The organism is Achromobacter sp., assembly GCF_032113835.1.
Classification (GTDB): Bacteria; Pseudomonadota; Gammaproteobacteria; order Burkholderiales; family Burkholderiaceae_B; genus Achromobacter.
The window spans coordinates 24,932-37,799 of the sequence record NZ_DAMCTG010000030.1 but is presented as its reverse complement, the minus strand read 5'-3'; the positions used below and the strand labels follow the sequence as shown (position 1 = coordinate 37,799).

The 12,868-nt window shown below is 65.7% G+C and carries 12 protein-coding genes and 1 pseudogene; 6 read left to right on the top strand and 7 right to left on the bottom strand.

Features of this window, described 5'->3' with window-relative positions:
- The first annotated feature begins 92 nt into the window (after nucleotides 1–92).
- Nucleotides 93–908: a fumarylacetoacetate hydrolase family protein gene (locus RT697_RS12975; protein WP_313699352.1), complete on the top strand. Its 816-nt coding sequence runs from the start codon at nucleotides 93–95 to the stop codon at nucleotides 906–908.
- 34 nt (nucleotides 909–942) lie between these two features.
- On the opposite strand, the gene RT697_RS12970 is transcribed toward RT697_RS12975, so the two are convergent.
- Nucleotides 943–1,902 (bottom strand): AraC family transcriptional regulator, encoded by a 960-nt coding sequence (locus RT697_RS12970; protein WP_313699350.1) that lies wholly within the window; start codon nucleotides 1,900–1,902, stop codon nucleotides 943–945.
- A 318-nt stretch (nucleotides 1,903–2,220) separates the two neighbouring features.
- On the opposite strand from RT697_RS12970, the gene RT697_RS12965 reads away from it, so the two are divergent.
- The 4 genes and pseudogenes from RT697_RS12965 to RT697_RS12950 form a co-directional block, all read left to right on the top strand.
- Nucleotides 2,221–3,267, top strand: coding sequence for an aldo/keto reductase (locus RT697_RS12965; protein ID WP_313699349.1), 1,047 nt, complete (start codon nucleotides 2,221–2,223; stop codon nucleotides 3,265–3,267).
- A 185-nt stretch (nucleotides 3,268–3,452) separates the two neighbouring features.
- Nucleotides 3,453–4,682: an SMI1/KNR4 family protein gene (locus RT697_RS12960; RefSeq protein ID WP_313699347.1), complete on the top strand. Its 1,230-nt coding sequence runs from the start codon at nucleotides 3,453–3,455 to the stop codon at nucleotides 4,680–4,682.
- Nucleotides 4,679–5,365, top strand: coding sequence for a hypothetical protein (locus RT697_RS12955; protein ID WP_313699345.1), 687 nt, complete (start codon nucleotides 4,679–4,681; stop codon nucleotides 5,363–5,365). The genes RT697_RS12960 and RT697_RS12955 overlap by 4 nt, the downstream gene beginning before the upstream one ends.
- Before the next feature lie 74 nt (nucleotides 5,366–5,439).
- Nucleotides 5,440–6,192 (top strand): annotated as a pseudogene (locus tag RT697_RS12950) (YoaK family protein); the annotation flags it as partial.
- Between the two features lie 31 nt (nucleotides 6,193–6,223).
- Here RT697_RS12950 and RT697_RS12945 read toward each other — a convergent pair.
- Together RT697_RS12945 and RT697_RS12940 are read right to left on the bottom strand one after the other, a co-directional pair.
- Nucleotides 6,224–6,979, bottom strand: a complete 756-nt coding sequence (locus tag RT697_RS12945) for a hypothetical protein (protein ID WP_313699343.1) — start codon at nucleotides 6,977–6,979, stop codon at nucleotides 6,224–6,226.
- A 22-nt stretch (nucleotides 6,980–7,001) separates the two neighbouring features.
- Nucleotides 7,002–7,721 (bottom strand): tetratricopeptide repeat protein, encoded by a 720-nt coding sequence (locus tag RT697_RS12940; protein WP_313699341.1) that lies wholly within the window; start codon nucleotides 7,719–7,721, stop codon nucleotides 7,002–7,004.
- Between the two features lie 150 nt (nucleotides 7,722–7,871).
- On the opposite strand from RT697_RS12940, the gene RT697_RS12935 reads away from it, so the two are divergent.
- Nucleotides 7,872–8,531 (top strand): thiopurine S-methyltransferase, encoded by a 660-nt coding sequence (locus RT697_RS12935; RefSeq protein ID WP_313699339.1) that lies wholly within the window; start codon nucleotides 7,872–7,874, stop codon nucleotides 8,529–8,531.
- Between the two features lie 73 nt (nucleotides 8,532–8,604).
- Here RT697_RS12935 and RT697_RS12930 read toward each other — a convergent pair whose 3' ends face one another.
- From RT697_RS12930 to RT697_RS12915, 4 genes are read right to left on the bottom strand one after another with little or no spacing between them, the layout of a single operon-like run.
- Complete coding sequence (locus RT697_RS12930; protein WP_313699338.1) at nucleotides 8,605–9,372, bottom strand: SDR family NAD(P)-dependent oxidoreductase; 768 nt, start codon at nucleotides 9,370–9,372, stop codon at nucleotides 8,605–8,607.
- Entirely contained in the window at nucleotides 9,369–10,364 is a 996-nt protein-coding gene (locus tag RT697_RS12925) for an NAD(P)H-quinone oxidoreductase (RefSeq protein WP_313699336.1), read from the bottom strand. The genes RT697_RS12930 and RT697_RS12925 overlap by 4 nt, the downstream gene beginning before the upstream one ends.
- A gap of 20 nt (nucleotides 10,365–10,384) precedes the next feature.
- Entirely contained in the window at nucleotides 10,385–11,089 is a 705-nt protein-coding gene (locus tag RT697_RS12920) for an ABC transporter ATP-binding protein (protein WP_056570664.1), read from the bottom strand.
- Nucleotides 11,082–12,863, bottom strand: a complete 1,782-nt coding sequence (locus RT697_RS12915) for a branched-chain amino acid ABC transporter ATP-binding protein/permease (RefSeq protein ID WP_313699335.1) — start codon at nucleotides 12,861–12,863, stop codon at nucleotides 11,082–11,084. The genes RT697_RS12920 and RT697_RS12915 overlap by 8 nt, the downstream gene beginning before the upstream one ends.
- Between the last annotated feature and the right edge of the window lie 5 nt (nucleotides 12,864–12,868).

The window sequence follows — 12,868 nt, the reverse complement described above, 5'->3', positions numbered from 1 at the left end:
GTTGTCGGTGGGCCGGCCGAGCATATTACCGGCGCGCGGCGCCGATTCCCTATAAAGTCGGCATTACCCACAAGAAGAAGGGAGGAGAGTCCATGTCCATCGATCCGCTCGCGCTTGCGCGGGAAATGAAGGCGGCGCAGGACCACGCCGCGTCCATTGCGCCGTTGACGGCAAGGCACCCTGGCTTCAGTCTGGCACAGGCCTACGACGTGGCGGCCAAAGTCCACGAGATGCGCGTGGCGCAAGGCGCGCAGCCTGTCGGACGAAAGATCGGCTTCACCAATCCCACGATGTGGGCGGCGCTGGGCGTGGACTTTCCGGTCTGGGGGCGCGTCTACGCGCACACCCTGTTGCAGGACGACAGCGGCGAGGTCCGCTGCCGGCTCGCGCCATATGCCGAGCCGCGCATCGAGCCCGAAATCGTGCTGCACTTTCACACCGCACCGCCGCAAACGCGCGACCTGACGAAGATTCTGGCCTGCGTGGACTGGATCGCGCACGGGTTCGAGCTGGTCCAATCGCATTTTCCGGCGTGGCAGTTCCAGGCGGCCGATACGGTGGCGGACAACGCGCTGCACGCCGCGCTGTTCATTGGCGCGCGTGCTGAACCTGCGGAACTCGGGTCAGACGTGACCGACCGGTTGCAGCGCTTCCAGGTGGCATTGTCCTGCAATGGCGAGCTGCGCGAGACCGGTTGCGGCGCGAATGTGCTGGGAAACCCGGTGGCGGCGCTGGCGCATCTGATTGAAGTGGTGGCGGACCGTGCGGCAACCGACGCGATCCAGGCCGGGGAGCTGGTCACCACCGGCACGCTGACGCGTGCCTACCCCGTGCATGCCGGCGAGACTTGGCACACCGAGCTTGACGGGCTTGGCCTGCCCGGAATGCGGATCGTCTTCGAAGCGTAGAAATACCCGCCAAGGCCGGCGTATTGCACTGTCCTCAGGCGGCCAGCGCCGTCTCGTCCTTCCAGCGCTGCTTGTCGCGCAGCGGCGGCGCGCCGAACAGACGGCTGTACTCGCGGCTGAACTGCGATGAACTCTCGTAGCCCACGGCATGCGCGGCCAGCGCCACGCCGGCATCGTCCGTCAACATCAGCCGCCGCGCCTCCTGCAGCCGCAGGTGCTTCTGATACTGCAGCGGACTCATGGCCGTGGCCTGCTTGAAATGATGGTGCAGCGACGACACACTCATGTGGACGTCGCGCGCAATCTCTTCCACCCGCAACGGCTGGGCGAAGTTGTCGCGCAGGATGCGGATCGCCTTGGCCACGCGGTTGAGCTGGCTGTCCTGCAGCACCGTCTGGCGCAGCACGACGCCCTGGCCGTTCATCAGCAGACGGTACAGCAATTCGCGCTTGATCATGGGCGCCAGGATCGGAATGTCCCGCGGCGTGTCCAGCAGCCGCAGCAGGCGCAGCACCACGTCCAGCAGCGTGCTGCCCAGCGGATTGATGCAAAGCGCACGTGAGGCTTCGGCCGGAACCAGGGGAGGCAAGTTCGCGTCGCTGATCAGCGCGGTGATCTCTTCGGGGGTCAGATCCAGCCGCAAGCCCAGATAGGGCAGCGTCGGACTGGCGACCGACACCTTGGCCACCACGGGCAGATCCACTGACGAGATCAGGAAGTGGAAGGGATCGTATTCGTAGGTCTCGTCGCCGATGAAAATGCGCTTCGACCCCTGCGCGATGACCGCCAGCGCCGCCTTCTGCAGGCCCGGTTTGGCGCCCGAAGGCTGGGACAGCCGGTGGAGGTACAGGCCTTCGATGGGAGTATCCAGCGCCCCTTCCAGGTTGCCGGTCATGCGCTCCAGCGTGCAGAGCAGCTCGGACCGCGCCAGTTCGCAGGCGGCGTCTTGGGCGGCGCTGGCGGGCGCGAGGGATCGGGCAGGAATCAGGGACATCGAGGGGCTCCCGGGGGCGCGCCGCCTGTAAACCTGATGGGCGACGGCGGCGGAGGATTGGGTGTTCGCCAGTGTATTGCCATCTTGCGCGGTTCGCGTTGGCCGGCGCAGGGGAATGGAGGATTAGGCAGGAATTCCGGAGAAAACGACGTGTCGCTCTGGTTCGTGCGCCGCGCCGGAGAATCAGGCAAAAAAAGGGCAGGATCGAGCAGCGTGCGCGTGGCCTGCCGGACGCATACTGTCCGCACCCCGGCAGGCTGCCGCAGCGGCTTTCCACTTCGGAAACCGGCGCGCCCGCCAGCCCCTGAAGGAGCACACATGCGATACAAGAAATTCGGCAGCACGGGCCTGTTTGTCTCGGAGCTTTGCCTGGGCACCATGACCTTCGGCGGCGAAGGCGAGCTCTGGAGCAAGATCGGCAGCCTGCAGCAGGAAGACGCCAACCGGCTGGTGGGACGCGCACTGGAGGCGGGCGTCAATTTCATCGACACGGCGGACGTGTACTCCGAAGGCCGCTCGGAAATCATCACGGGCCAAGCCTTGCGCGACCTGAAGATCCCGCGTGAAGACGTCGTGATCGCGACGAAGGTCTTCGGGCAGACGGGCGCCGGCGTCAATGCCCGCGGCAATTCGCGCGTGCACATCCTGGATGGCGTCAAGAAGAGCCTGTCCCGCTTGCAGCTTGACCACATCGACCTGTATCAGATCCATGGCTTCGACCCCGCCACGCCGGTCGAGGAAACCCTGCGGGCGCTGGACACGCTGGTGCAGCATGGCCACGTGCGCTACATCGGCGTGTCGAACTGGGCCGCGTGGCAGATCATGAAGGCGCTTGGCATTGCGGAACGCCTGGGGTTGGCGCGCTTTGAGTCGCTGCAGGCCTACTACACCATCGCCGGCCGCGATCTGGAGCGCGAACTGGTTCCCATGCTGCAGAGCGAGGGCGTCGGGCTGATGGTGTGGAGCCCGCTGGCCGGCGGCCTGCTCAGCGGCAAGTACAGCCGCGATGGCGAGGCCGAGGCGGGCAGCCGCCGTGTGGCGTTCGATTTCCCGCCGGTGAACCGGGACCGTGCCTACGACAGCATCGATGCGCTGCGGCAGATCGCAGACGCGCGCGGCGTGTCGGTGGCGCAGGTGGCGCTGGCCTGGCTGCTGCACCAGCAGGTCGTCACCAGCGTCATCATCGGCGCCAAGCGCGTGGATCAACTGGAGGACAATCTGGCCGCCACGGATATCCGGTTGACGCAGGACGAACTGGCTGCGTTGGACAAGGTCAGCGCGCTGCCGCCGGAATACCCGGGCTGGATGCACGTGCGCCAAGGCGAATACCGGCGCCAGCAATTGCGCGACGCCGGCGCGGTCTGACGCGAACGGCGTTCATGGGGGGACCGGCGCGCCAGCGCCGGTCCGCACCAGCCAGGCGTCATGCATTCTCGTGTGGAAGGCCAAGGGCAAACTCCGTACGCCAACGGCGGTCGGCCATCTTAGCGCGGTGATTCTTCACCCCCGGCTAGTAAAATCGCACCGGTCTCCACCCTTGAAGTTTCAACATGAGCGAGTTTTTCACGTCTGACGAACTGCTGGCGTTGCGTGAGCACGGCATCGCGGTGTTTGCCGACCGCCTTCTGATCGATGTGCAGCCTCCGATGTCCGACGCCCGCATTGCCGAGATCGAAGCCCTATGCGAGGGGCCGCTGCCGCCGGCGTTGCTCGACCTGTGGCGGCTTACCGCAGGGGGCGAACTGGCCTACGACCTGCGCGCACAGATGGACGGCAACGAAGAGGCCCTGAGCTGGTCCGAGCTGTTCTACGACGGCAGCGACCAGTACCGGGACCTGCAAGGCTGGATCGAGCACGAGCAGGAGTGCGCCGAGGAAGCCGCCGCCGAGGACGGTGCGACGTGGAATGGAAAGCTGCGCTATCTGCCGATAGGCGGCTTCGAATACTGCGACCGCATCTACGTCGCCATGGAACCGGGGCCGCGCGCGGGCAGCATAGTCGCGTGGAAACAGGGCCTGCCCGGCTGGACGCACGCCTTGCAGCAGGACGGCATCGCGACCATCGCGCCGGACCTGCATGCCGCGTTTGCCGCGCTGTGCCTGGAAACCGATCCCGAGGAAGACGAGGACAGCACGGGCTTGCGCGTGTTGGAGTATCTGGATGAGCGCGTGTCGGATCACGGCATGCCGCAGTCGCTGGCGGACCGCGTGGCCATCTTCTACCGGCAGGCACTGGTGGACTGGCGGGGCCCGCTCGAGGACGGCACACTGGCCGCCAAGCCTGGCCTGGCCGCGCTGGCCTTGCAGCACGCGTTGTCGAACGACGACGCCGCCCTCGTGCGACGTCTGTCGGCGCAGGGCGTGCGCCTGGATGCGCCGCTGCGAGGCAGCGCCCAGGCGCTGGACGTGGCCTTGATGCAGCACGCGCACGCGGCGGCGCAGGCGCTGTTGGATGCGGGCGCGCCGGTCAGCCCCACCGCCATTCATCGCTTCGACCGCGAGCCGCCCGCCGCACTGGTCGCCGCATTGCTGGCGCGCGGCGCCGAAGCCGACGCGCTGGGCGTCGCGCGCTGCGTCGCGTGCGGATCGCCCGACGCCGCGCGTCTCGTTGCCCAAGCCTGCGGCGAAGGCATTGCCGAGGCGTACGCGCAGGTCCGCGATTCGATGGCCACCCGCTACCAGGAAGACCTCAAGCGCGTGCGCGCCGGCAAGCTGGGCCACTATCTGGGCGCGGACGGCCTGGCGGCGCGGGTCGCGAATCTGCGGGAGTTTGCCCTGTGAATCGTCTTGCCGCCGGGTTCGCGCTGTCGATCGTGCTGTGCAGTCCGGCGGCTTGGGCCGCCGGCAAGCCATCGTTCGATTGCGCCAGGGCCCGGACGGCTGTCGAGAAGGCGATCTGCGCCGATGGCGGGTTGGCCGAGCAGGATGCCAGCATTGCACGACACTTCGGCAAGGCCAGAATGACCTTCGACCCGGCGACGGGCAAGGCCCTGTCGGAAGACCAGCGCTGGTTCGTCAAGGTGCGGGACGAGGCCTACGCGTCGCCGCCCGGCAGCGATCCGCCGCAAAAGGAGCTGGCGGACCGGTTGAAGTATCGCGACGCCTTTCTGTCGTCGCTGGTGCTCAAGCGCCGTCAAGGCTTTGAAGGCGATTGGGAAAACCTTGCCGGTGGCATTTCGATCAAACGGCAGCCGGATGGCAGCCTGGCATTCGACGGCTCCGCTGCGCATCCGGAAAATGGCCGCTGGGTGTGCGACGTGCGCGGCGCGGGCGCGGTCAAGAACAATGCGGTGGTCGTCGAGACCGTAGACGCCGAGGGCTGGACGCTGACGTTGTCGCGCAAGGGATACGGCCTCGTGCTGTCCGAAAACCCGCCGGCCGGGGCCGCCGACGCAGCCAGCCGGCCGTATTGCGGCCTGAACGGCGCGCTCGGCGGTGTTTACTATCCGGTTTCAAGGCCTTGATCGGCGCGCCGCCGCCGCGACTAGAATGGCATTCCGAATCGCAGTGAACACGTTCTTGTTTTGAAAGGACAGGCGTGACCATCCCGTATCTGCGCCGGCTGACCGCTGTCAGCCGCAGCCCGCAAGCCAATCGACATCTTGCCTATCTGCTGACCTTCACCGCCGGCGCCGTCAATGCGGGCGGATTTCTGGCGGTCCAGCAGTACACCTCCCACATGTCCGGCATCGTGTCCATGATGGCCGACCACATGGCGCTCGGCGGGGTGATCGTAGTGCTGCAAGGGCTGGCGGCGCTGGTGTCGTTCATGGCGGGGGCAGCCAGCTCGGCCTTTCTGATCAACTTCGGACGCAGGTCCCGGCTGGCCAGCGAATACGCGCTGCCGCTGCTGCTCGAGGCCGTGCTGCTGCTGATCTTCGGCCTGCTGGGCTCCAACCTGGAGACGCTGCGCTGGTTCTACGTGCCCGGCACGGTGATGCTGCTCTGCTACATCATGGGCCTGCAGAACGCGATGATCACCAAGGTGTCCCGGTCCGAAATCCGCACCACGCATGTGACGGGCATGGTGACCGACATCGGCATCGAGCTCGGCAAGCTGTTCTACTGGAACGTCGCAAAGGGCGACCCGCAGGCGATGCCGCGGGTGCTGGCCGACCGCGGCAAGCTTATCGTGCTGAGCCTGATGGTGACCTTGTTCTTCGTGGGCGGCGTGACGGGCGCGTATTCGTTTTTCAATTTCGGTTTTGGATCGACCTGGCCATTGGCGCTATTGCTGATGCTGCTGGCCGCGGTGCCGATCCTGGACGACATCCGCAGCTTCATGCACCGCGCCTAGCCGGCCGCGCCTAGCCGGCCCCTCTCTACCGCTTTGATTTGACCGCAGCGGAATGGCTCAGGAAGACCTGCAGCGCCGCCAGCGTTTCATAGTGCAGGCGTTCGAGGCGGGCGTCCTTGGCCGGGTCTGTGATGGCGTACCCCTTGGCGTCCAGCGGATAGGGTTCGCCCAGCAATTGGCCGATGTCGATCTGGTAATAGCTGGCGTCCCCATACGGACGCTTGCCGTCGGTGTAAGGCATGGGCCAGAAGCGGTCCCCCTCGCGCAATACCGCGCCCAGCGCCTCTTCATCCACTTCGCGCCAGACCGCCGCGCGCAGCAGGACAAGGTGCTCGTTGCGCAGGTTGAAGATGCCCTGCGCGTCCACGCCGCTTTCCGGAAAGTCGAAGGCTTCGCGCATTTCGGCCGGCACGGCATATCGGCCGGGTTGCAGCCTGCCGATGGATTGCACATAGCGCGGGACCAGGCGGCAGACTTCGGCGAGCCGCCGAATGGCCAGTGCATCGTCGGTTGTCTTCAGCGCGCCGCGAGCCGTGGTAAGCGTATCGGCGCCGCCGAGCAGCGGTTGCTCGAAATCGATGCCGGGCGCGCCGGATTCGACCGGGATCCATTGCACGCGCAGCAGGCGCATCAGGGCCGCATGCTGAGGGGTATAGGCCAGGCTTGAGTCCGGGGCCGCATAGACCTGGCGAACGATGGAATCGCGGGCGGGGGAAGCCAGGGCGCGCAGTGGCGCGGCAATCAGGCTGCCCAGCATCAGCAGCAGGGGACGACGGTTCATGGGGTCTCCGGGCGCATTGGCCCTATTGGGGCAGGCTTGCCAACTGGGTTTCGGTAAGTGCGTAGCCTGGCTGCAGACGTAGCGCGGCTTCATAGGACTTGCGGGCGTCCGCCACACGCCCAAGCCTGCGCTGCAGGTTGCCAAGATTCGTCAGAATCAGTGCGCTGGCCGGCTTGGCGCGCACCGCCTTCTCAAACGCGTCCAGCGCTTCGTCCGGGCGGTTCAACGCGTCGAGCATCGACGCCTGCAGGTTGTAGCCGATGCTCCAGCCAGGAAATCTTGCGGTCAGCGCCTGCGTGGTCGCCAGCGCGTTGTGCAGGTCCGCGCGCTCGGCCTGCGCGCCCGCCTTGTTGACATAGGCCCATTTGTTGTCGGGATTCAAGGCGATGGACTGTTCGAACAGCGCAAGCGCCGCCGCCATGTTGCCTTGCTGACCTTGCAGCTTTCCCAGGAACAACCTGACGTCGGCGTTGGCGGGGTCCTGCCGCGCCATGTCTTCGGCGATGCGCTGCGCCTCCTGGCGATTGCCGGTCCGCAGCGCCGCGGAAACCTGCGCGTTCTGCGCCTGCAGGGCAGGGGGCCACTGCTGGATGCGTGCACGCAGCGCGTCGTTTTCGGCTCGCAGCTCCGCGAGGTAGGCGTCATCCAGCTGCGACGCGTCCTGGGCATGGGCCGGCTGGCCCGCCAGAACGCTGGCGAGAAGCAACGACGAGAAAAGACGAATGCGAAGGGCTGCAAGCATGAGAAGGGCCGCTTGACGTCATGTGGGGCCCATACGATACCGGAACCATCGACGGCGAAGGGCTTGCGGGATGGCCACGCCCGACTTTTCAGACCAGCACTACAATGCCCGAGCGCGCATACACATACTCATAGGAGGAGCAGACAAGTCATGGACGCGGAATTCTGGCTGGAACGGTGGCGCGAAGGGCGCACGCATTTTCATCAGACTCGGATCACGCCGCTATTGCAGAAGTATTGGCCAACGCTTGACGTCCCCAAGGGCGGCAAAGTGCTGGTCCCGCTTTGCGGCAAGTCGCTGGACATGGTGTGGCTGGCCGCGCAGGGCCATCAGGTGCTGGGCGCAGAGCTCTCGCAGCTTGCGGTGGAGCAGTTCTTCGCGGAAAACGAATTGCGGCCAGTCAAGCATGACTCCGCATACGGCACGCATTACGTGGCCGGCAACATCGAGATCGTCTGCGGAGACATCTTCAAGATGGATGCGCAGGTGCTGTCGCATTGCGTGGGCGTGTATGACCGCGCGGCGCTCGTCGCGCTGCCGGACGCGATGCGGGCAAGCTACGTTCGCCACGTCTACGGGCAGTTGTCTCCGTCCTATCGCGGCCTGCTCATCACCCTGGACTATCCGCAGGAAGAGATGGCCGGCCCGCCGTTTTCCGTGGTCGACAGCGAGGTGCAGGCAATCTTCTCGGGCGTGTCGCCCGCCGTCATCATCGACCGCCGCGACATCCTCGACAAGGAACCCAAGTTCCAGTCCGCGGGCGTCAGCCGCCTGGACACCGTGGTTTACCGTTTGGGCGTGCAGGCCTGACGCTCTGCCTTAACCCTCCCATGAAAAAGCCCGTTCAATCGAATGGGCTCTTTTTTGCGTGAACGTTTACGCGCTAGGTCATCAACCAGCCACCCGCCACGTCCAGCACTTGTCCAGTCACGAACCTGGCCTGGTCTGACGCGAAGAACAGGCACGCGTCCGCCACTTCCTCGGGCGTGCCTAGACGCCGCAACGCGGTCACGGCCGCCACCGCGTCGTTGATCTCCTGCGGCACGCTTTTCAAGAGCGGTGTGCTGATCCGGCCTGGCGCCAGCGCATTCACGGTCACCTGATGCTCGCCGAGCTCCGCGGCCCAGTGCCGCGTCAGCCCGATCAGCCCCGCTTTGGTGGCCGCATAATGTGCCGCCACGATATCGCAGTAGGCCCTGCCGGCCACCGACGACATGTTGATGACGCGCCCCTGCCGCGCCTGCACCATGTGGGGCGTCGCCAGATGCGTCATGTAGAACACGCTGTTCAAGTTCACCGAGACGACGTTGTTCCACTCCGCCGGCGGCATCTCCCAGACCTTCAGCGCGCGGCCGTTCGTCTTGGGCGAGATGCCGACGTTGTTGACCAGAATGGTCGCGGCGCCCAGCTCGCGCGTGATGCGGTCATAGGCCGCCTGGCACTGCTCAAAATGCGCGACATCGGTGGGCACGAAGCACACGCTATGACCGCGCTTCTGGAGCTCCTTCTCAACGGCCTGCCCGGCCTGCGCGTTGAAGTCGACGAGACCCACGCGGCCGCCTTCGGCCAGGAACGCCTCGACGATCGCCGAGCCGATGCCGCCGACCGCGCCCGTGACGATGATGGTCTGGTCGCCAAAGCGCGCGCTCATGGCCGCACCTGCAGCATGATCTTGCCGATGTGCTTGCTGCTTTCCATCAGCGCGTGAGCCCGCGCGGCCTCGGCCAGCGGGAAGACCTCGTGGATCAGGGGCAGGCACTTTCCCTGCTCCATGAGCGGCAGCACCTTCTGCGCCAGCGATTGCGCGATGGCGCCCTTGTCCTCGTCGGACCGCGGGCGCAGCGTGGACCCGGTGAATTGCAGGCGCTTGGTCATGATGGGCAGCGCGTCGATCTCAGCCTTGCTGCCCTCCAGGAAGGCAATCTGCACCAGCCGCCCGTTCAGGGCCAGCAACCGCAGGTTCTTGTTGATGTAGGCGCCGCCCACCATGTCCAGGATCACGTCGACGCCGGCCTTGCCCGTGCCTTCGCGCACGGCGGCCTCGAAGTCCGCGTCGCGGTACTGCACGGCATGATGCGCGCCGGCCTTCAGGCAGGCGACCGCTTTCTCTGCGTTGCCGACGGTGGTCCAGACTTCCGCGCCGAATGCGCGCGCAAGCTGGATCGCCGTCAAGCCGATACCGCTGGAGCCACCGTGGACGAGAAACTTTTCGCCCGCGGCCAGGCGCGCGCGGTCGAACACGTTGGTCCAGACGGTGAAGTAGTTTTCGGGAATGGCAGCGGCGGTCAGCAGATCCAGACCGCGCGGCACCGGCAGGCAATGGCGCTCGTCGGCCAGGCAATACTGGGCATAGCCGCCGCCCGGCGTCAGCGCGCAGACCGGGTCGCCGGCCTTCAAGCCTTGCACCTCGGGACCGGCCGCCACGATCGTGCCCGAGACTTCCAGGCCCAGATAGGGCGAGGCGCCCGGGGGCGGGGGATAGGACCCCGAGCGTTGCAGCACGTCCGGGCGGTTGACGCCCGCGTAGGCCACTTCGATCAGCACCTGACGGCCCGTGGGCGCTTCCATGTCGCGTTCGGCGATGCGCATGCAGTCGGGCGCGCCGCCCTTGCCGTGGTCGATGAATGTGCAGCGTAAAGACATGAGACGTTCGTCCTTGAATTTCAGTGGCCCAGATAGGCCTTCTTGACGTGAGGGTCGCTGAGCAGTTCCGCGCCCGTGCCCGTGCGCACGATCGCGCCGTTTTCCAGCACATAGCCGCGATCCGCCAGACGCAGCGTGCGGAACACGTTCTGCTCCACCAGCAGCACCGTCACGCCGTGCGAGGTGACGTCGCGGATGATGTCGAACATCTGCTGCACCAGCAGCGGGGACAACCCCAGCGACGGTTCGTCGAACACCAGCAGCTTGGGATCCGCCATCATGCCGCGCGCAATCGCCACCATCTGCTGCTCGCCGCCCGACAGCGATCCGGCGTACTGGCTCAACCGTTCTTTCACGCGCGGGAAAATGCGCAGCACCTCGTCCAGCTTGCGCTCGACAATCGGCCGCGCCGCGCGCTTGTACGAGCCCATAAGCAGGTTGTCCCGCACGGTGAAGTGCGGAAAGAGCTGGCGGCCTTCGGGAATCATGGTGATCCCGGCATCCACGATGTCGTAGGGTTCGCGGTTCGTCAGGTCCTGGCCTTCGAATTCCACTTTGCCCTGCGTGGCGGCGATCACGCCGCACAGCGTCTTGAGCGTGGTCGTCTTGCCCGCGCCGTTGGCGCCGATCAGCGTGACGATCTCGCCCGCGTTCACCTCGAAATTCAGGCCGTTGAGCACCTGGCTCTTGCCATAGCCCGACGTCAGATTCGACACCTTAAGCATCCTGATACTCCTTGCCCAGATAGGCTTCGATGACGGCCGGGTTCTCGACCACGTCCTTCGGCGCGCCGCTGACCAGTACGCCGCCTTCGTTCAGGACGATGATGCGGTCGGACAGCGCCATCGTGGCCTGCATCATGTGTTCGATCAGCAGCACAGAAACACCCGAATCGCGGATGCGCCGGATCATCTGGATGGATTTCTCGATGTCCGTGGGGTTCAGGCCCGCCATCACTTCATCCAGCAGCAGGATGCGCGGCTTGATCGCCAGCGCACGCGCCACTTCCAGACGCTTCATGCCGCCCACGGTCAGGCTGCGCGCCTCGGTGTTCAGGTACTTCACCAGATCGGTCTGCTCGGCCACCTTCAGCGCGATCTGCTCGGCTTCGTCGCGGTCCGAGGTGTGGATGAAGGCGCCCAGCATGATGTTTTCCAGCACCGTCAGTCCCGTGAACGGCTTGGCGATCTGGAACGTGCGGCCCAGGCCCTTGTGCGCGAAGGCGTCGGGCGTCTTGCACGTTACCCAGTTGCCTTGCGCGTCGCGCATCGTGATGTCGCCCTTGTCGGGCGACAGAAATCCCGACAGCAGGTTGAACACCGTGGTCTTGCCCGCGCCGTTTGGCCCGATCATGCCCAGGATCTCGTGCTCGTTCAGCGTCAGCGATACGTCGTTGGTGGCGCGCAGGCCGCCGAAGCTCTTGAACAAGCCCTCCGCCTTCAGGACGGGCTGCTCGCTGCGGGTGGCATTGCGCATGCGGATCTCATCGGCCAATTTGAGCTTGGCCGGCGGCGTGCCCAGGTAGGGCAGGCGCGCCAGCATGCGCTCGATGAACGGGCCGAAGGCGCCCGCCAGACCGCGCGGAATGGTCAGCACCACAGCAACCAGGATCAGGCCGTAGATCAGGCCGTGCATGCCGTTGCCGACGCTGCTGAGCCAGCCACGCGCCAGTTCCGCGATCGGCAGCACCAGGAAGGTGCCCGCGATCGGGCCAGACACCGTGCCCAACCCGCCGATCAGCGCAAACATCGCGACCTGGATGGACAGCTCCAGCGAGAACGCGGAGCTGGGATCGACGAAGGTCAGGTAGGTGATGTGGAACGTGCCGATGATGCTGGTCAGCACGGCCGAGACCACAGCCGCAATGATCTTCACGCGCACGGTGTGGATGCCCACGGCCAGCGCGGCATCCTCGCGTTCGCGGATCGCGATCAGGTAATGCCCGATGCGCGACTTGCGGATGTACCACGAGACCCAGGTCACCATCACGAACAGGCCGAACGCGATGATGACGTAGTTGATCTTCTCGCGGAACACGATCCACGCCCAGCCGATGTTCAAGGGCAGGCTGATGCCGCTTGAGCCGCCTGTCCAGCTTTCCTCGTGGATGACCAGGAGGCGCACCACTTCCAGGATGGCGATGGTCGCCAGCGCAAAGAAGGGGCCGCGCAGGCGCAGCGTGGGATAGCTGATCAGGATGGCCACGGCCGCGGAAATGGCTGCACCTGCGAACATGCCGATCCACGGCGAGATGCCGAAGTTCTGCGTCAACAGCGTGGCCGTGTAGCCGCCGATGCCGTAGAACACCGCGTGGCCGAGGGACAACTGGCCGGCATAGCCGCCCACGATGTTCCACGCGACGGACAGCGCCGAAAACACGAACAGCAGAACGAAGAGGTTGGTCCAGAAGGGCGTGCCCATGACGACGGGCACGAGGAACATCGTGATCAGCAGGATGAGGCTGACGTAGGCTTTGGGGTGTCGAAAGTCGGGAAACACGTCTT

What these genes read in the sequence shown, in the direction of transcription:
- RT697_RS12965 (WP_313699349.1), top strand. Translation starts at nt 2,221, where the DNA reads ATGCGATACAAGAAATTCGGCAGCACGGGCCTGTTTGTCTCGGAGCTT.
- RT697_RS12970 (WP_313699350.1), bottom strand. Translation starts at nt 1,902, where the DNA reads ATGTCCCTGATTCCTGCCCGATCCCTCGCGCCCGCCAGCGCCGCCCAA.
- RT697_RS12925 (WP_313699336.1), bottom strand. Translation starts at nt 10,364, where the DNA reads ATGTCTTTACGCTGCACATTCATCGACCACGGCAAGGGCGGCGCGCCC.
- RT697_RS12930 (WP_313699338.1), bottom strand. Translation starts at nt 9,372, where the DNA reads ATGAGCGCGCGCTTTGGCGACCAGACCATCATCGTCACGGGCGCGGTC.
- RT697_RS12940 (WP_313699341.1), bottom strand. Translation starts at nt 7,721, where the DNA reads ATGCTTGCAGCCCTTCGCATTCGTCTTTTCTCGTCGTTGCTTCTCGCC.
- RT697_RS12945 (WP_313699343.1), bottom strand. Translation starts at nt 6,979, where the DNA reads ATGAACCGTCGTCCCCTGCTGCTGATGCTGGGCAGCCTGATTGCCGCG.
- RT697_RS12935 (WP_313699339.1), top strand. Translation starts at nt 7,872, where the DNA reads ATGGACGCGGAATTCTGGCTGGAACGGTGGCGCGAAGGGCGCACGCAT.
- RT697_RS12975 (WP_313699352.1), top strand. Translation starts at nt 93, where the DNA reads ATGTCCATCGATCCGCTCGCGCTTGCGCGGGAAATGAAGGCGGCGCAG.
- RT697_RS12920 (WP_056570664.1), bottom strand. Translation starts at nt 11,089, where the DNA reads ATGCTTAAGGTGTCGAATCTGACGTCGGGCTATGGCAAGAGCCAGGTG.
- RT697_RS12960 (WP_313699347.1), top strand. Translation starts at nt 3,453, where the DNA reads ATGAGCGAGTTTTTCACGTCTGACGAACTGCTGGCGTTGCGTGAGCAC.